15 protein-coding genes are annotated in these 17,645 nt (G+C 56.8%); 8 read left to right on the forward strand and 7 right to left on the reverse strand.

Annotated features, from left to right (window positions below; translation table 11 throughout):
* Positions 1–322: 322 nt before the first annotated feature.
* A complete protein-coding gene (locus WA411_RS00740) occupies positions 323–2,248 on the forward strand; it encodes a methyl-accepting chemotaxis protein (RefSeq protein WP_069182745.1) in 1,926 nt (641 codons plus the stop codon).
* A gap of 44 nt (positions 2,249–2,292) precedes the next feature.
* Here the strand turns inward: WA411_RS00740 and WA411_RS00745 are convergent, their stop codons facing one another.
* Positions 2,293–2,979, reverse strand: coding sequence for a substrate-binding periplasmic protein (locus tag WA411_RS00745; protein WP_291905558.1), 687 nt, complete (start codon positions 2,977–2,979; stop codon positions 2,293–2,295).
* A gap of 256 nt (positions 2,980–3,235) precedes the next feature.
* On the opposite strand from WA411_RS00745, the gene WA411_RS00750 reads away from it, so the two are divergent.
* The 4 genes from WA411_RS00750 to WA411_RS00765 all read left to right on the forward strand — a co-directional run bounded on the left by WA411_RS00750 (position 3,236) and on the right by WA411_RS00765 (position 9,794).
* Positions 3,236–4,645 (forward strand): diguanylate cyclase, encoded by a 1,410-nt coding sequence (locus WA411_RS00750; protein WP_291905557.1) that lies wholly within the window; start codon positions 3,236–3,238, stop codon positions 4,643–4,645.
* Between the two features lie 209 nt (positions 4,646–4,854).
* On the forward strand, positions 4,855–6,429 hold the full coding sequence (locus tag WA411_RS00755; RefSeq protein ID WP_291905556.1) for an NADH-quinone oxidoreductase subunit L: 1,575 nt from the start codon (positions 4,855–4,857) through the stop codon (positions 6,427–6,429).
* The gene (locus tag WA411_RS00760; RefSeq protein ID WP_291905555.1) at positions 6,429–8,798 is read left to right on the forward strand and encodes a YbcC family protein; all 2,370 of its coding nucleotides are present in this window, start codon (positions 6,429–6,431) and stop codon (positions 8,796–8,798) included. The genes WA411_RS00755 and WA411_RS00760 overlap by 1 nt, the downstream gene beginning before the upstream one ends.
* Before the next feature lie 6 nt (positions 8,799–8,804).
* Positions 8,805–9,794: an L-threonylcarbamoyladenylate synthase gene (locus WA411_RS00765; protein WP_153634346.1), complete on the forward strand. Its 990-nt coding sequence runs from the start codon at positions 8,805–8,807 to the stop codon at positions 9,792–9,794.
* On the opposite strand, the gene nei is transcribed toward WA411_RS00765, so the two are convergent.
* Positions 9,791–10,633: an endonuclease VIII gene (gene nei, locus WA411_RS00770; RefSeq protein WP_069182739.1), complete on the reverse strand. Its 843-nt coding sequence runs from the start codon at positions 10,631–10,633 to the stop codon at positions 9,791–9,793. The two genes, WA411_RS00765 and nei, sit on opposite strands and share 4 nt — an antisense overlap.
* A gap of 170 nt (positions 10,634–10,803) precedes the next feature.
* Here nei and WA411_RS00775 point away from each other — a divergent pair, with 170 nt between their 5' ends.
* On the forward strand, positions 10,804–11,190 hold the full coding sequence (locus tag WA411_RS00775; RefSeq protein WP_069182738.1) for a hypothetical protein: 387 nt from the start codon (positions 10,804–10,806) through the stop codon (positions 11,188–11,190).
* 30 nt (positions 11,191–11,220) lie between these two features.
* Here the strand turns inward: WA411_RS00775 and WA411_RS00780 are convergent, their stop codons facing one another.
* On the reverse strand, positions 11,221–11,508 hold the full coding sequence (locus WA411_RS00780) for a hypothetical protein (protein WP_136629978.1): 288 nt from the start codon (positions 11,506–11,508) through the stop codon (positions 11,221–11,223).
* Positions 11,509–11,601: 93 nt separating this feature from the next.
* Entirely contained in the window at positions 11,602–12,249 is a 648-nt protein-coding gene (locus WA411_RS00785) for a hypothetical protein (RefSeq protein ID WP_069182736.1), read from the reverse strand.
* 131 nt (positions 12,250–12,380) lie between these two features.
* Between WA411_RS00785 and WA411_RS00790 the strand changes: the two genes are divergently transcribed.
* Positions 12,381–13,331, forward strand: coding sequence for a hypothetical protein (locus tag WA411_RS00790; protein WP_291905554.1), 951 nt, complete (start codon positions 12,381–12,383; stop codon positions 13,329–13,331).
* 91 nt (positions 13,332–13,422) lie between these two features.
* Positions 13,423–13,743: a hypothetical protein gene (locus WA411_RS00795; RefSeq protein WP_291905553.1), complete on the forward strand. Its 321-nt coding sequence runs from the start codon at positions 13,423–13,425 to the stop codon at positions 13,741–13,743.
* A gap of 11 nt (positions 13,744–13,754) precedes the next feature.
* On the opposite strand, the gene WA411_RS00800 is transcribed toward WA411_RS00795, so the two are convergent.
* The 3 genes from WA411_RS00800 to WA411_RS00810 are packed head-to-tail and all read right to left on the reverse strand — an operon-like array spanning position 13,755 to position 17,580.
* Positions 13,755–15,557, reverse strand: coding sequence for an AMP-dependent synthetase/ligase (locus WA411_RS00800; protein ID WP_291905552.1), 1,803 nt, complete (start codon positions 15,555–15,557; stop codon positions 13,755–13,757).
* The gene (locus tag WA411_RS00805) at positions 15,554–16,363 is read right to left on the reverse strand and encodes an ABC transporter ATP-binding protein (RefSeq protein WP_069182732.1); all 810 of its coding nucleotides are present in this window, start codon (positions 16,361–16,363) and stop codon (positions 15,554–15,556) included. Before WA411_RS00805 ends, WA411_RS00800 begins: the two co-directional genes overlap by 4 nt.
* A gap of 8 nt (positions 16,364–16,371) precedes the next feature.
* A complete protein-coding gene (locus WA411_RS00810) occupies positions 16,372–17,580 on the reverse strand; it encodes an ABC transporter substrate-binding protein (protein WP_069182731.1) in 1,209 nt (402 codons plus the stop codon).
* Between the last annotated feature and the right edge of the window lie 65 nt (positions 17,581–17,645).

Below are 17,645 nucleotides of genomic sequence, written 5' to 3' on the forward strand. Positions count from 1 at the left end.
AGTCTTTTCCAGTTTTCACTTCTTTTACGCATGTCGACCAATTGGAAGCCAGGTAATGTTCTCCGGCGCAGTCAGTGCATCATGTCGAGAACGCCGAAATATGGTGTTTGAGTGCAGGTTTTACAAACCTGCAACCAGATCGATGTAGCCAGGCACCGATTTCTTCGGGCTGGACATCACACGCACAGTGAGAGTTCTGGAAATGGGCCGAAATGAGGAAATAATGATTAAAAAATCTTCGAGCCCGGCCGATATAAAAATAGATTGCAGCGGTTTGCGCGCTCCAACAGTCCGTCAAACTCTTAGATTCTGAGGAATCGGCATGTCTATCAGAAAACTGTTCATCGTCTCGATTGCCATTGTTCTGCTGGTCATCGCATTGCTTGCAAGCATTGTGATCGCTTTGAACACAGAGCAAACAATCACGGCAGATGTCGCTGAAAAGCAGAGTGACCTGGTCGAGGAGATCACCGGGATGCTCTCCATCACCGACGAGCTCATGTCGAAACGGGTAAAGAATTCTCTGAACCTGCTGATTGAGCGTGGTCAGCAAATGGGAACCGCCAGGGTTCAGGGAACGGAACCCGTCGCAGGCAAATCGGCGCCAGCACTGTTTCTGGGCGACACCATGATCAACAACAACTTTGATCTGGTGGACGGGATTACCCAGGTCATGGACGGCACAGCCACACTCTTCGTTCGCGACGGGCAGGACTTTGTGAGGGTTTCCACGAACGTCAAGAAAGATGATGGATCCCGTGCCATCGGCACCAAGCTGAATATGGCGGGGGCCGCCGGGCAGGCCATCAGCCGGGGCAAAGCCTACTTTGGGCAGGTCGATATCCTCGGCAACCCCTACCTCACCGCCTACAGCCCGATCCGTAACGCCTCAAACCAGATAATTGGCATCTGGTATGTGGGCTATTCAGCGGACCTTGAAGAACTTGAAGCGGCCATCACCTCATCCAGCCTGCTCGAACGGGGATTTCTTGCCTTGGTAGACGACAAAGGCCGGCTCCGCATGCATTCCAACACCATTGCGTCCGATCAATTGCAGAGCCTTCTGGAAAATGAGCCCGAGGGCTGGAATCTTGTGCGTACTGCTTTCGATCCGTGGGGCTACCAGATTGTAACCGGCTACTCAGAGGACGAGGTCTCAGGCATGGTCCGCAATGAGACCATCAGGACAATCATTGCCATTTTAATCGGCGGACTGGTGCTGATCGGCTGCCTGAGTGCCCTGGCACAATTGGTTGTAGCTCGCCCTCTCCAAAGAATGATCAATGCCATCAACGACATTGCCAGCGGGGAAGGCGACCTTACGGTGCGGTTCAACGCAACCGGAAAGAGCGAACTGGACGTCATGGCCCAGGGCTTCGACCGCTTGCTTGACCGGTTACAAACCACGATTTCAGAAACCAAAGGCTCGTCAGAAAGCCTGCTTGAGGCCTCGTCGAGTCTCAGGGGCATTGCATCGGACTCCGCAAGCGTGGTCTCGCAACAAACCGAGGAGACAGAGCAGGTTGCAACCGCCATGAATGAAATGACAGCAACCGCTCAAACCGTTGCCGAAAGCGCATCCAGAGCCGAAAACATTGCAAAGGAGGCGGATGGTCTGGCCGAAAGTGGCCAGTCGCTCATTGCCAAAACCACCGCAAAAATACAGAGCCAGCTCGATAACAACCAAAGCTCCGTGCAAACCAGCGCTTCACTGAGGGCAGCATCGGATAACATTGGCAATATTCTTTCCGTGATCGAAAACATTTCAGAGCAGACCAATCTGTTGGCCCTGAATGCAGCGATCGAGGCAGCCCGAGCCGGGGAGCACGGCAGAGGTTTTGCTGTTGTCTCCGACGAGGTCAGAAACCTGGCCCGTCGAACCCAGGAATCCATCAAGGAGATCCAGGACCAGATCAATCACCTGCAGGAAGGCGTTGCCGGTGTCACAAACGTTATTGAGGTTGGCAGCCAGCTGGCTACTGACACCAACGACATGATCCGCAAAACCGGTAACGCGATCGACGCACTGCGCGAGAGCGTTCGAACCATTCGGGATACCAACATCGAAATGGCCAGCGCCGCCGAGCAGCAAAGCCAGGTTTCTGAGGACATCAACCAGCGCCTTGAGCACATTCGACAAATGGCTGGCAGCAGCCAGGAGAACGCCGCATCAACCAATGAGGCGGCAGAAACATTGAAGCAACTGGCGGAAAAACTGAAGTCTCAGTTGGACTCTTACAAAACCTGAACTGCGCCTCAGGACAATGAAGCCTCTGACGCGGAGACTGCCAATTACCCAGAAGTCTCCGCTAACTTCGCCGTCTGACACTGGTTATTGGACTGATTTAACGCCTCTGCCAGCTTCGGCAACGCTTTCCTGACATAGAATGCGACATTCAGGTCACTGACCTTTTCAGCAATTAGATCGGTTTTCCGAAATTCAGTAAGTGCGCCGTAGGTTTTTTCCGTAATCAGAACATAATCGGCACGTTGTCTTCTGAGCATGGCAATCGCCTGGCTCCACTCGCTGACTTCGAAGGACCGGCCATCAAGCCCTCTGAGCAACGCCCGGCCAGCGAAACCACGAACGTATACATATCGCGCTTCGGGCTCATCGGGCTTCTGCTGGTTGGAACGCACCGAGATTCTCAAATAGCTGGATTTTATAACCGTATTGCCAAACGTTGCATAGTCGTCTCTGGAGGAATCATGCACAAGAGGGAGTCCAACGTCGATATTACCCGCGCGCAATTCATGAACGAGCCTCGCAAGGGGTAAGGTTACGAACTCATAGGAATAGCCGGCCCCCTCCAAAAGGCAGTTGTAAGGCTCCGCTATCACTCCTTTCAACCGCCCATTTTCGTCTGACACCACGCTTTCAAACTCTGCGCCGACGCCCACGCGAATTTCCGGAGTGACTGCGCCTGCTTCCGCAGACATCGCGACCAACAAAATTACACTCACTAGATAGCGATGCATTTTCGTTTTACCTCTCATATACCTCGCAAGAGCGGTTCAGTCTCATGCGGCTGCTGGGCTTGTTATCAAGGCCGGCGCGACCCTTAACGACCGAACCAGTCAATTAATATACGTTGGACGGTAAATAGGGGTTAAACTCAGACATATCCCTTTAAATGAGTTGTACACTTGTAGCTCGTAAAGGCGTTGCACAGATAATCCGTAAACCCGCACCGCCGTACATTCAAGCAGGCACAATAATCGTCTGGAACAGGGTATGCCCATAGAGAACGTCCTACTTTCAGTCGACGATAAAGAAAAGGCATTCAATCTTCAGGCGCTTTTCGAAAATTCGCCAAGCCCCGTTTTGATATCGGATCTTTCACAGCGAATTGTTTTCACCAACCCCGCCGCAGATCGATTTTTCAGAACAGGCACTACTAAACTGATTGGCTCATCCATCCGAACACTCTTTTCGACAACCGAACTTACCGAATACACCGAGCAGACCGAAGACAACCAGACAAACTGGAACTCAGTTATCCAGACGCCTATGAGGTTTAGCGCCCGGACGATTCCGGGGCAATTAAATTGTGAGATTCAGCAGAGCCCAATCCGCAATTGTGCTGGTTCGGTCGAATACATTCTGTTCGTGGTTCTCCAGATTTTGGGAAAGCCCGGGATGGAGCAAACCCTGAAAGCTCTGCAGCGCATTACGTCCAGCCGTGATCTTACGTTCGAGCAACGCGTCGAAAAAATCCTGAGTCTCGGCGTCGGGCATTTCGGGCTACCTATTGCATGCCTGAGTCGAGTCGAAGGTAAGCTTTACACTGTCATGCATGTCATCGACCCTAAGCATCAGGTGCAGCCGGGCATGACCTTTGATCTTGCAGACACCTACTGCGATCGCGTAATGAAGGCAGACAAAGCGGTGGGCTATCACCACTTCTCGCAATCTCACTCCAAATCCCATACCTGCTTTCATCACTTCGGACTTGAGGCCTATATTGGTGCCCCGATATACGTGGATGGCACTCGTTTCGGCACCATCACTTTTTCAAGCCCAGAACCTACAACTGCTTTCGAGCCGACAGACCTCGAGGTCATTGAGCTTTTTGCCAGCTGGATCGGTCATGAAATTGCCCGAGAGGGCGATATCAACTCCCTCGAGAGAGCCCAACATGAATTGGAGCGACTGGCTTCCGAAGATCCCTTGACCCGTTTACTGAACCGCAGAAGCATCGAACGCTGGTTCAAAACAGAGAGCGCAAGGGCTGCACGTTACAAGCTCACCATGTCCGCTGGGTTGCTGGACATCGATAACTTTAAAAAGATCAACGATAGCCTTGGTCACGACGCTGGAGATCGCGTTCTGGTGGAACTGGCATCGTTGTGCCGGCATGAATTGAGGGAGACAGACGCCGTGGCTCGTTGGGGCGGAGAAGAGCTTCTCTTTCTGTTTAATCACACTTCAACGGATGAGGCGGAGACCGTTCTCAGCCGCATTGCAAGTCATTTCCGAGAACTTGACTTAGGAGACGAAGTGTCGAGTCAGGAGTTCACCTTCAGTGCTGGAATTGTTCCAGTCAGGCCAGCGGAAACCTTGACTGCCGTTGTATCGAGAGCAGATTCTGCTCTATACACGGCGAAGCGCGCTGGCAAAAACCGAATAGTACGCGCAGAGTAACGCAATAGCCCCTGCACGCATTGAGACCGATGACAGTTAAAGGTCATCCTATTCAAACCAGCGCTGTTCCCTCAAACAGGAGCCTCGTAACTTGACCCCTGCCAACCATTCTCCTTAGGTGAACGAATCGATCAGATATATATATTTTTGTTCACATCAAAACCCTCGGATACTACGCGTACACACACGTTTGATTCCGAGGCCCTCACATGTTCGACGTTCAGGCGATCGAATCCTTATTCTACCTGCTGGTTCCGCTGCTTTACGGCGCCGGGGCCGTGGCGACGGGGTTGGCAACCAAACCGAACAACCTTCTCGTACGATCGCTGACCTTCAAACTCGCCTTCGTTTCCGCTGTGGCCGCCGCCATTACAAGTTGGTTGTGGCCCGTAGCTGGCGTCTGGTTCAGCCACGGGCCACTGGCCTCTATCATGTTGTTGCTGATCACTCTGCTGGGAATGGTGCTGGGGCGTTTCTCGGAACGGTATCTTGCGGGGGATCCGGGCCAGCGCAGCTTTATGGTCTGGCTGCAGGTGATCCTTGCCAGTGTTGCCTTTATCGCGATCACCAACCATTTGCTGGTGTTCCTCATCAGCTGGATCGCCATCAGCATCAGCCTGCATCAGTTGTTGATGTTTTTCCCCGATCGTCCGCGTGCCGCCCTCGCCGCCCACAAGAAGTTCATTTTTGCGCGCATTGCGGAACTCTGCCTGGGCGCGGGGTTCCTGCTGCTTTATGTTCAGTACGACACGCCGTTCATTGATCGAATCCTGGCACAGGTTTCAGCGTCACCAGAATTGCCCGCCGCAGCGCACGCTGCCGCGATCCTGATGGCGGCGGCGGCCCTCTTCAAATGCGCGCAAATGCCTTTCCACGGTTGGTTGATCCAGGTGGTTGAATCGCCCACGCCGGTCTCCGCCCTGCTTCACGCTGGCGTTGTGAACCTGGGTGGTTTCCTGATGATTCTGATGGCGCCTCTGATTGTCCAGGCAAGCGCTGCACAATGGCTTTTGCTGTTGGTAGCGGGCCCCACGGCGGTCTTTGCCAGCCTTGTCATGATGACGCGCATTTCCATCAAGGTGAAACTGGCCTGGTCGACTTGCGCCCAGATGGGCTGGATGCTGGTTGAATGCGCTCTGGGTCTATACGAGCTGGCACTCCTGCACCTGGTGGCCCATTCCGCCTACAAAGCCCACACCTTCCTCAATGCCGGCAACACGGTTGAGTTGTCGATGAAGAAACGACTCGTTGCGATCAACGAGCCCGGGCCGCGGCAGTGGCTAACAGCTGCTTCTTTTGCGGCCCTGTTCATGCTGCCGACGGTTTTCCTGGCCAACGAGTCAGCGCCGGCGGATCTGTTTTCATGGGTCGTGCCGGGCATCGCGTTGACGATTCTGCTTTCAGAGTTCCTGTCTGCATCAGGCGGCGTTCTTACCCTTGGCAGGGGCTTACTCCTTGGAGCGGTTTTCTGGGCGTTGTACTGGCTGCAGAAAACCTTCTTTGGTCTGGTGCTGACACCACCCGATAGTCAGGCGGGCCTGGAAGCCGTGGGGTTTGTCGCTGTTCTTATCGCTCTGCTCGTGCGCGGCTATTACCAGATCCGCTATCACCGGTTCACCTCCGCAGGCGCCAGGCTCTACCGATTTCTGTTTGCCGCGGGCTACCTTGATGAGTGGTCCACACGCCTGACCCTGAAAATCTGGCCAGCAAAACTGCCTGATGTGGTGCGTCCCAGGGCCATGGTCAGCGTTTCTTCAACTTCCGGTTCCAGGGAGTCTGCATAATGCAAGCAAGGCAACTCGATCCATCGATTGAACAGAACAGACAGACACCGGATTGGCAGGCAGCTGTCTCGGATGCCTGCCGGCGAATCGCACCGTCCTGGCCCCTGGATCAGATGATCGCGGTCAACCCGTTCTGGGAAATGCGGGACTTGCCCTTTTCCAGAGTCGCCTCTCGTATGGCGGCACTCAATGGGACCTGCTGCCAGAATCAGGCAGCGCTTGATCATCAGGGTAATGGCGTAGTCGCCGCCGAGACCGCCAGCATGCCGGAGCACTGGCAGAACCTCAGCGCGCAACTGGATCGCAACCGCGATACCGCTCATCACGTGGGTTGGCAGGATGAGGTTGTACACCAGATCAGCCAGTTCTGCGGCGACTACTTCCAGCGCCTCGATGCGGGAGATTTCAAAGCGGATGCACAGGATCTGTATCACAGCTGGCTGGAGATGACCCGCGCGGACCGTGGCATTGCCATTGTTATGGAAGAGCCATCCCTGCCTTCCCAATTTCAGGTTCTGCCCAATGATCATGAAAAACTGATCACCGACGCGTTCAACGCTCTCGCGGCGCAACCCTCCTACACTGCCGATTATGCCCACGCGCTACTGTTGGATATCAACGGGTGGTCATCCTGGGCCGCTTACCTGCGCTGGCAGGCACGGCTGCGTGGCAGCGAGGAGGACCTTCTCCCGGGCCTTCTGGCAATCCGGCTGGCCTGGGAGCTGGCCATCTGGCGGCATGTCCAGCACGTTGGCGGCGCCATCTTCGCTGAGCTGAAACGGGACTGGCTGAAACAGTGGGACGCCTGGCCGGAAATGCAGGAAATCCATGAGCAGTCTCAAACCACAGGTTGGCGCCAGCTGAGAGAAGCGGAGGCCGCCTATCAGTCACAGCTGGCTGACAAGCTTCTGTCAAAGCCGGAAAAACCGTTGCCGGGCGACGAGCCCCTCAAACTGCAGGCCGCATTCTGCATTGATGTTCGCTCGGAGGTCTTTCGCCGTGCACTGGAAGCCCAGGACCCTGCGATCCAGACACTCGGGTTCGCCGGTTTCTTCGGGCTGCCGATTTCGTATCGCCCCAAGGGCACTGAATTTTCCCGGCCCCAACTGCCGGGACTGCTGGCACCCGCGCTTGAAGTCACAGAGGCCGAATCCTCCGGCCGCTTCAGCCAGCAATCGTTGGCTAACCATACCCACTGGTCACAGTTTTCCAACGCGGGTCCGGCCAGTTTCAGCTTTATAGAAAGTATGGGGCTGGCAGGTCTGGGGCGTATGGTTCGCAAGACCTTTTTTGGCAAGTCATCGGCCAAGCCCGTGGACCAGCTCCATAAAGGACATACCAACTTCGAGATCCGCCAGAATGGCACCCTGTTGGGAGCGAAAGAGAAAGCGGAACTGGCTGGCGGTATCCTCAGGGCGATGACCCTGACCGACCGGTTTGCCCCCACGGTATTGCTGGTCGGGCACGGCAGCAGCACCCGCAACAACCCCCACGCCGCCGGCCTGGACTGCGGCGCCTGCGGCGGCCAGACCGGCTCGGTGAATGTTCGTGTGCTTGCCAACATACTGAACGACAAGGACGTGCGTGCGGCCCTGGCGGAACAGGGTCTCTCGATTCCTCCCGAAACCCGCTTCGTGGGAGCACTGCATAACACCACTACCGACGAGGTCGAGTGCGCCGGTGAGGTTCCCGACGACATCCGGAAATTCCTGGCCAAGGCCGGAGCCCAGGCCCGTCGCGAACGCGCCGTTCGTCTGGGTGTCGCAAGCGACAACGACGTGGACAGCGCCATCAGAAAACGCAGCCAGGACTGGTCCGAAGTACGCCCGGAATGGGGCCTGGCCGGCAACGCCAGCTTTATCGTGGCGCCTCGCTCGGCCACCCGGCACCTGGATCTGGGTGGACGCAGCTTCCTGCACGATTACCGCTGGCAGAACGATGAAGGGTTCAAGATTCTTGAGCTGATCATGACCGCGCCCATGGTGGTCACCCACTGGATCAACCTGCAGTACTTCATGTCGGTCACCGACAACCTGCATTACGGCAGCGGCAATAAAGTGCTGCACAACGTGGTTGGCGGTCACCTGGGTGTGTTTGAAGGCAACGGTGGTGATCTGCGCATCGGTTTGCCGCTGCAGTCCGTACACGATGGCGAACGCTGGGTTCACGAACCCCTGCGCTTGAGCGTGTATCTGGCCGCACCGAAAGAAGCCATTGCCGAGATTGCCCAGAAGCACCAGGTCGTTCAGGACCTCATCGACAACGACTGGCTGTATCTGTTCCGGATTGACGATGAGCAAACCTCGATCGAGCGTTTTTACAAGAATCAATGGCAAGCCATTGCGGTCAGCCCGACCAGCAACCCGTGAGACCCTATGCCCGAAACCATCAAACTAGACGCAACACAAACGACTGACATCGAGAAAGCCGCCTCGCTGCTTCTTGCCGGCCACCTCGTGGCTATGCCAACCGAAACAGTATATGGACTGGCGGCCGATGCCAGCAACGAACAGGCGGTCAGAAAAGTGTTTGAGGCAAAGCAGCGCCCTGTCGGACATCCGCTGATCGTGCACGTAGCCTCGCCCGAACGCATCAGATACTGGGTCGATCGGGTGCCAGAGGCGGCCGAAAAGCTGATCAACACCTTCTGGCCAGGGCCGCTCACGTTGCTACTTCCAAAGAAAAGCGACGTAAGCGATTTCATCACCGGCGGCAATCCCGGCGTGGCGGTCAGGATGCCGGCGCACCCGGCCACGGTGGCAACCATGGAGAAGCTTGGTCGGGATCTGGTAGCCCCATCCGCCAATCCCTATGGCCGGATCAGTCCGACTACCGCAGAGCACGTGCTCGGGGGATTATCCGGGAAAATCGCGGCGGTTCTGGATGGTGGCGACTGTTCGGTGGGCATTGAATCCACCATTGTCGACCTGACCGGCGAAACCCCGGTCATCGCGCGACCGGGGCAGATCAGCCAGAGCGACATCGAAGCCTGCCTCGGAATCACACTGGCACCGGGCAAAGGCGCCAGCCAGGTGGTACCAGGAAGCGTAAAGCGCCACTACCAACCGGTCACGCCCACCGTTGGCGTAGCAACGGATCAATTCGCGCGGCTTCTACCAGAAATCACGCCGTCAGGCGAAAGGATTGGCGTGATCTGGTGGCAGTCAGCACCGGGCGAGTTGGCCTCCGAGTCCATCATGCTCAGCGCCGATCCGAACGAGTATTCCCGCATGCTCTACACCGCGATGCACTCAATGGACCAGGCGAATGTCGATCGAATCGTCATCGAGCTCCCGCCAAGGGAAAGCCGGTGGCTGGCCGTCCACGATCGGCTGGGACGGGCCTGTACCGAACAGTTCGGTTAAGCTGGCACACCCTGGCAACCGGGGCAATAGTACAGCCGCCGGCTGGCCATCATGGTTTTGACAAGCGGCGACGCGCAATCGTGGCAGCGTTGGCCATCGCGGTTAAACACCATGTGCCGGCGCTGACCGAACGTCCATCCTTCCTGTTTTAGCCGCTCTGCCCGCTCGGGCGAATTGGTGACGCCCTTCAACCGGTAGGTCCGCTGCACCAGTGTCAAAATGGCCTCGGCCAATCTCACCTGCTGATCGACATCAAGGTCGCGAGGCCGGGCCTTCGGTGAGATACGAGCCTCAAAGAGAATTTCCGAGCGCAGATAATTGCCAATACCGGCAACGAAGCCCTGGTCCAGCAGCAAGCCACCCAGGTTGCGGCCCCGGAAACGCCTGTCGTCAAACACCGCCAGAAGGTGATCGACACTGACATCCTGATTGAGAGGGTCTGGTCCCAGCCGTGACAGATAGGGCACCTCACTTAATTCGTCGGGCCGAACCAGCTGGATATCGGACGCACTGTATAACCGGGCGGCTTTCTTCGAACCTATAATCGCAAATCTCAGTTGCCGATTGGTACTCGGCTCCCGATCGGGTTTGCCCATGCGCCACTTGCCATAGAGCTGGTTATGGCTGTAAACGCACCATGGGCCGTCTTCATCCGTGGCCTCAAAGAACACCAACACGGCTTTACTCCGCGCTTCCACCCTCTCGACTCTGCGCCCCCGAAGAGCGCTCTCGAAAGGCTTCAGGTGTTCAAAGGCAAAAAATACCGATTGCGCTTTCTTGCCGCCAACGGCCTTGTGAATGTCATCCACCATGCGCCGTATTTCAGGACCCTCGGGCATACTCGTCTCCGCTACTGACCAGTCTGTGTGCATCACAGATGAGCTTAACCGTACGTTGAGACCGGCGATTCAGAGTTGCCTGGTCACAAAGTTTTGCCCGGGTCGAGGTAGGCCCTTTGGCCATCCTGCTCGTAGGTTCTGGTGTATTTAACGCACGAACAAGGTGAGGCATGAAGGATACCAGGCTGGCATTACTGATCGCAGCGATCCTGATTGTGTTGGCGGCGGTGACACGGGAGGACCCGGCTGCTTCGGAAAGCTGGGCCTCGACTCAGGTGGTACCCCTGGCATTTGCCGAAAAGCGTGGAGCCGATAAGTGGCCAACCTCGCAGAAAGAACGCTTTCTGAGCGACCCGGAGAACCAGATCAGATTGAGTCAGCCTGACAGTGTTCTGCGGAACGGACGTGGTCCCGGCGAGTGGCTGCCTACATCCGGTCAATGCGACTACATGGGCAGGTTTATGGCGGTGATGGAACGTTACCAGCTCCACCACCGGGAGCCCCAATGGCGGGACTGGCAGACGAAACGGCAGCGCTGCTATACCCAATTCCAGTAAAAGCAGCCCGGCGTTCCGCAGAGGGGCGGCCTAGCGTTTATCGTCAGGCCCAACCAGATCGGAGAGCTGCTTGCGCAGGCTGTCGATGTTGTCTTCACCGCTCTGCTTGAGCTCATCCAGTTTTTTACGGCCATCCGAGATCTTGTTCTCTACCGAGCGCAGCGCGTCCGATGCACTCTGCTGGATATCGGCGCTCGCCTTCTCGTTCTCGGCTTCGGCTTCCTTCGCTTTTGCCTTGGCCTTCAGGGAATCGGCTTGCTTTTCCCATTCTTCCAGCTGCGTTTCCGCCTTTCTGATCAGTTCGTCTTTCAATGACATGTAATGCCTCCTTTGCATCGTTGGCGAGTGTCACGGCACATCCTCAAGAAATAGAACCGAAAACGCAAGCGACCCCATCCGCCTCTGCCTGACTCAATGCGACTGCGAAGATTGATCCGAGCTGTCAGATTCAGAGCTCCCTTTGCATTCTGGCCGAAGCTCCTCTTCAACCCAGCGCCTGACCTGATGTCGGTCTTTCCGGCGCACCAGTTGTTCGCTGTGGATATTGCGCGGAAAAATCTCGGGCCGACCCTCATGGCTGAGGGTAAAACTCCGCCGCACACCCACCGGATACTTTGTGGGCCCGTGAATCACAGCGGCCCGGATCTCAACACCGGTGATGTCCTCGAACAGGTAATCGCTGTCACTTTCTTCGCTGCGTCGGCCCAGGATGATGTTCCTGAACGAGCCCAGCACCAGATACCCACCGGGCTGCAACGGGCCCTGGCGCAACACCTGGTGCACGTTCGCATCGTCCGCTCCGACCCGGCGATACTCGGTGACCGTCATGACTTTCTCTTCACCCGCACGGGTGTGGAGGACCACCTGAACGCACTGCACGTGCACCGTTTCCTTACCCATGTTCACCAGCAGACACAGGGCATCCGGGTTTTCATTCTGGGCATGGTGAATCACAAGGTAGGGACGGTTGTTCCGTTTGTATTGCAGAAAAAACAGCTGGAAGTAAACAATCCAGACAATTGCCATGATGGCGCTGCTGACAGGAGCGATGTAGTCCATCTATCTGTTCTCCCTCGTCCATATCAATCACTACGCTAGCTCGCTTTACCTGATTTTTACACCCCGTTGACGGAGCCTCCACGAAAACCCTGCGATCATTCTGGACAACAGGATCGTTTCGGGAGTCTCTTATGACAACCAGTAAAGCCACGCTGGTACTCAGTGTTCTTGTGCTGACGTTGACCGGTTGCAAGGTCACTACCTCTGACAGTCTCCATTACCCGGATTCCGATGGCTTTGTATCCGGGCTCTTCTATGACGCACGGGATACCGGCCGGCACTACCCCACGAGCTCCTGGGCACTGGGCAGAGACACTGAGGCCTGTCGGAACGAACCTCTGTATTTCGAAACCCACAGCGGCCGGGTGCGGGTCTATGGCTCACCGGCCTACAGCGAGACCTCGTTCCGGGCTGCCGCGTCGGAGCTTGAACGCAGGGTCGACGGTGTGCTGAGTCGGTTCCAGTTGCGTTGGCCCGATTTTGTCGAGGACCGCAGCGCGGCAGTTCCCTATCCCAGACAGGTTATCGGCTGCCTCAGCCCAGAGGTGCCACACACTGAGTTTGTGTCGGCCTCAATGGCCGCCGTAGCGTTCAACCCGTATTACGGTCAGTGGCCCCATGAGACCGGCCAGTTTGTTGCCCACGAGCTGGCCCATTTCGTCCAGGAAAACCTGTCCCGGTATGATGCGGGTTACAGCCTTCTGCCCTACTGGTTCGCGGAGGGACAGGCCGTCGTTGCAGCAGGGGAGTCCGTTGCTCCGGTGTATCAGCACTATGACTACGATCCCCTCTGGGATATCACCGCCGCCGACGCTGCAAACACTCCGTATCGCTTCGAGCATTACGGACTGGCCTACCGGTACCTGGAAAAAGCCAACGGCGCCCTCGCGATGACGGTATTGCTGGAAATGGTGCAGTTGCTGGACTGGGACGGCGGTTTCTACGGCGAGGTCACCACCGGAGAGTCCCGGGCCTTTGTGGAAGCGTTCAATTCTGCAGGTTTGGTGGACCACCGAAATATCTATCTGAGTTTCCAACGATTTCGAAGTGACTATCACGACCTTCTGAACAGCAGTTATTAAGCAACCGGGCCCTGAACTGGATTAAATTTACCCAATCGGGGATAATTTGGCCCGTTTTTTAACCAGCTGAGTCGTTTGGTAGTCTCTGGTCATGACCATTTTAAGTGTTGTTCAGTTAATCATCTTTTCTGTTCTGTTGCTCAACACCGTGCACCTCATGCCGGCTTTCGGCCGTTTGCTCAAGGGCGCGCAATCGGCGTTTCAGTCCGGGTATCTGTGCGCCATGCTCACCCTGCGTCTGGCCCGCAATATCCTGGGCCTGATCCTGGTAACCGCCAGCACCGCACCCAACCCTGAAATTCATGCTCTGGTCCCCAAGGGCATCCTGCTGTTCCTGGTTCTGGCGATACTCAATGCCGCCATGACCCAGTACATGGAACGCATCCGGGTGGAAGAAGGCGCCCGTTTCTAGGCGCCTTCCCATCAGGCGTAAAGCGACTCGATTACTTCGGTGTATTTCTCGTAGATATTGCTGCGGCGTACTTTCATGGTCGCTGTAACCTCGTCGTCGTCGTGGTCCAACTCCTTGGTCAGCAAATGGAAACGCTTGATCTGCGCCACCTGCGGTAGCTGCTCGTTGCCCTTGTTCACCTCGGCCTGTATGAGTTCATTCACCTGTGGCTGTTCGGTCAGGCTCCGGAAGGTGGTGTAGGCAATTCTCTCCTGCTCTGCCCACTTGGCCACCGTATCGAAATCAATCTGGATCAGCGCAGACACATACTTTCTGGCCTCACCGATCACAATGCATTCCTTGATGTAGGGGCTGGCCTTGATGGTGTTCTCGATTTCCGTCGGTGACAGGTTCTTGCCGCCAGCCGTGATCATGATGTCTTTCAGGCGGTCGACAATCTTGAGCTGGCCATCCCGCCATTCACCCACGTCGCCGGTGTGCAGCCAGCCGTCTTTCAGGGTTGAGGCGGTGGCCTCGTCGTTCTTGTAATAGCCTTTGAACATGCTGCCACCACGCATGATGATCTCGTTGTGTTCTCCGAGCTTTACCTCAACCCCGGACACAGCGACACCCACCGTTCCCAAGCGCACGTCATCAACGGGTTGCGCCGTGGCAACGCCGGTGCTTTCCGTCTGGCCATATACCTCTACCAGGGGAATGCCGATGGTCCGGAAGAACTCCAGTATGCCCGTTGATATAGGGGCCGCCCCGGTGAGGGCAATGCTGCATCGGCGCAGGCCGATAAAATTCTGCAAGGCGCGCAACACCAGCCAGTAGCTGATGCCGTACAGGCATTTCTCCTTCAGGCTCCACTCCGAGCGAGGTTTGGTGGCCATGGGTGAACACATCCGAATCGCCCAGTTGAACAATGCCTGCCGCAATCGCCCTGTCTCCTGAATCTTGATATAGATGGACGAGTGCAGTTTCTCCCAGATCCTCGGCACGCCCAGGAAAAAGGTCGGGGCTATCTCACGCAGATCCTCCTGAATGGTCCGCAGACTCTCGCCAAAGCTGACCGTACTGCCCACATAAACCGGTGCGATGTTGGTAAAGGCCTGTTCGGCCACATGGCAGAGGGGCAGGTAAGAGAGTGTGGACCCATGTTCATCGGCCTGTAAAAGCTTGATGAGCCCCGGCGCCGCGGCGTGCAGATTGTGCCAACTGATCATCGCCCCTTTCGGTCGACCAGTGGATCCGGATGTATAGATCATCAGGGCGGTGTCATCCATTTGCTGGCTGTCCAGCAGTTCATCCACCAACCCGGGATGTTGCTTTTCGAATTCCCGGCCCCTGGCCTCGATATCCTCGAACGCTGCCGGCGGCTCCGGGTAGTAGCGCAGGCCTTTCATATCGATGGCAATGCAGTGCTTCAGTTTGGGAAGTTCTGGCCAGGCTTCCAGCACCTTGTCAGTCTGTTCCTGGTCTTCGCAGATCACGAACTCCGCGTCGCTGTGCTCAAGAACATAGGCCACCTCGTTCCAGGGACTGGTGGGATAGACCCCGACACAGATGCCCTGCACCAGGCCGATGCCCATCTGGCCGATGACCCACTCCACCCGGTTTTCCGAGATAATGGCCACATGGCCACCTGGTTCGAGCCCCATGGCACGAAGCCCCAGCCCGAAGTGCCGGGCCCGCCGGTAATAATCCTGCCAGGAATAGGCCTGCCAGATACCGAAGTCCTTCTGGCGCAGGGCCAGGGCGTCCGGGCGCTCCCGGGCATGGGCCCGCAGCATCTGGGTCAGCGTCAGGTCAGGGATGGAAGGCATTGTCATGACAGCCACCGTTTACGGCGTTTGTAGTGCTTGATGTCTCTATAACTGCGGGCCTCACCTTCCTTGCCCCCCACACCCAGATAGAATTCCTGAACGTCTTCATTGGCCGTGAGTTTGTCCGCCGGGCCGTCGATCACAATCTTGCCGTTTTCCATGATGTAACCGTAGGATGCGATTGCCAGTGACACTGCGGCGTTCTGTTCCACCAGAAGGATGGCAGTGCCCTGCTCCCGGTTGATTCTGGCCACGATGGTAAAGATCTCTTCCACCAGCAGCGGCGCCAGACCAAGCGAGGGCTCATCCAGCATGATCAGGTCCGGCTGTGCAATCAGCGCCCGCCCCAGGGCCAGCATCTGCTGCTCGCCGCCTGAGAGATAACCGGCCAGCTGCTTACGGCGCTCCTTCAGTCTCGGGAAATAGTTATAAACCAACTCGTAGCTGTCACTCAGGGAAGGCTTACTGCCGCTGAGCGCGTAAGTGGCGGCGATGAGATTTTCCTCCACCGTGAGGTCCTCGAACACTCTTCGGCCCTCCATGACATGGAAGAGTCCGTCGCGCACAAGCCGCTCCGGCGGAACGCCTTTTACATCCTTACCCCTGAAGCGTACTTCGCCGGCCGTGACCTCCCCGTCTTCGAGGGTCAGAAGCCCCGAGACGCTTTTGAGGGTGGTGGATTTACCAGCACCATTGGAGCCGAGGAGCGCCACAATGGCCCCCTCCGGCACCCGCAGTGACAGACCCCGGAGGACCTGCACTGACTTGTTGTAGACCACCTCGATATTATCGATTTCCAGTAAGGCTTCCATACAGCCCCTCAGTCGAGGTGGATCCAGTCCGATACCGGCTCATAACGGCCCGCCTCGGCGTTCACACGCCAGATACGGCCCACCGGGAACGACATATCCTTCACCGTGACCGGAATGCCTATGATGCCTCCCGTGTCCCAGTCCTCAATGGAAGCCAGGGCTTCGGCCATGTTGTCCGCGTTGAGCTCTTTCCCGGCATCCAGGGTGCGCTTGATCACCTCCGTCCAGACCATGGCGTTGAACCAGCCCTGAATATAGCCGGTCGGACGATAGCCAGCCTCCGGATCACTTTTCTCTGCCTGAGCCCTCAGGGCATCAAGCATCGGACCGCTTTCCTCGCTGTCGTAGTAGTTGTAAGGCATCACACCCATGTAGCCGTCGGCATCCGCGCCCATCTTGTCGATGATCAGCTTGTCGGAGGACCAGAAGGTGCCCATGAACTGGGTGTCCAGGCCCATCTGGCGCATCTGCACCATGAACTCGTTGATCGGTGACAGCACATAGCCGTGGAATACCACGTAATCCGGGCGCACCCGGCGCAACTTCAGCACCTCGGCCGAGACATCGACGCTACCCGGCTTGGTGACGATCTCTTCCACCACTTCGATACCCAGCTCAGCCGCGCGGGCTTTGCCATTCTCGATCGGGTCCTTGCCAAATTCGGTATCGCTGTAGACAAACGCCACGTTTGGCATCTCGCCATCCTCACCCTGGGAGGCGATGTACTCCAGGATGATCCCGAACATCTGGCTGTAGTTAGGGCCCGGGATAAACTGGTACGGATAGGTTTCATTGTCGGTCAGTACGGTGGCGAAAGACGCGCCGCTCATCAGCGTATTGCCCTGGCTGTTGAGCTCCGAGGCAATGGCTTTCATGAAACCGGTGCTGTCGCCGTAGTAGGTGGCCGGGGAGCTGCTGCCGGAAATCTTTTTGAAGGCTGCGACTGACCTGTCCACCTCATAGGCGGTGTCTTCCATCACGTATTCCACCGGATGACCATTGATACCGCCCTGGCTGTTGATCCAGTCGGTGTAATCCGTCAGGCCGGCGTGCAGGTGAATGCCTGCAAAGGCAAAAACACCGGAGAGCGGGATCGAGCCGCCGAACACGATGGGCTCTTTGTCCTGAGCCATCGCCGGGGCAGCAACGGTCAGCGCAGCGACCAGGCTACCAAGCCCGGCAAGCCGGCGACCTTTTTCGAGGATGTTTCTGAACATGTTTCTTCTCCTTGCTGCTTCTTGTTGTTGGTGGTGCATGGGCTCTGTGTACCAGGCCCGTTGAA

Origin of the sequence: Marinobacter sp. CH_CUG1437-1 (assembly GCF_037029655.1) — a bacterium.
GTDB lineage: Bacteria > Pseudomonadota > Gammaproteobacteria > Pseudomonadales > Oleiphilaceae > Marinobacter > Marinobacter salsuginis.